Source organism: Vibrio sp. 1069 (genome assembly GCF_033340555.1).
The window spans coordinates 1-624 of record NZ_JAWOWP010000540.1; the positions used below are offsets into that span (position 1 = coordinate 1).

The following is a 624-nucleotide window of genomic DNA, read 5'->3' on the forward strand; positions in this document are numbered from 1 at the left end:
AAAAGGGGCGAGGTGTTCAAAAGATTGTTTGCTCATTTAAAGTGGATGATATTAGTATATTAGATTTTTCTAATTCACTTATTCAAGACCAAATTTCTAAAAATGAGCTTAATAGTGAAGAGGTTGAAGAGTTTAAAAACTGGTTTGAATCAACCAAAGAGGGTGTACAAAAAGAACTAAATAAGAAAGAGAATGAAAATGTTTGCTTCTGGCTCAAGACAGGTAGAGATCACATTAATAATGAAATTACCGAAGAATTAGCGGATAATATTTATATTGAGCTTAAGCGCATTAAAAATAAACTACGTGAGCTGGGCTACAAAGAAAAGCGAAATCTTGAAATCTAGCATTTGGGGGGTTGAGGGGTTAGGAGCAAGGTATAATTTAGCTCCGCTAAATTCCCTCCATTTTCGCTTCGCTTCATTCCGTGCCTTGCCATTGCATGGAGCTTGGTAGCCTAGCGGCTACGGGAAACCTGAAGGTTTCAGACTTCCTCAACCGCGCAAAGCGAGGGCGAGGAAGGCGGGTGTGTGAGGCGGCTGCCTCCCCCTACCAAACACAAACACAGCAATAATTATTATAAAAAGGCTGAATTATGGAACGTACCAGACCAGTAAGAATAAG

1 protein-coding gene is annotated in these 624 nt (G+C 39.9%); it reads left to right on the forward strand.

Annotated elements, in window-relative coordinates:
- Nucleotides 1–347, forward strand: a 347-nt coding sequence (locus R7040_RS27620; RefSeq protein WP_318097767.1) for a hypothetical protein, incomplete at its 5' end; no start/stop codon positions are given.
- Nucleotides 348–624 lie beyond the last annotated feature (277 nt).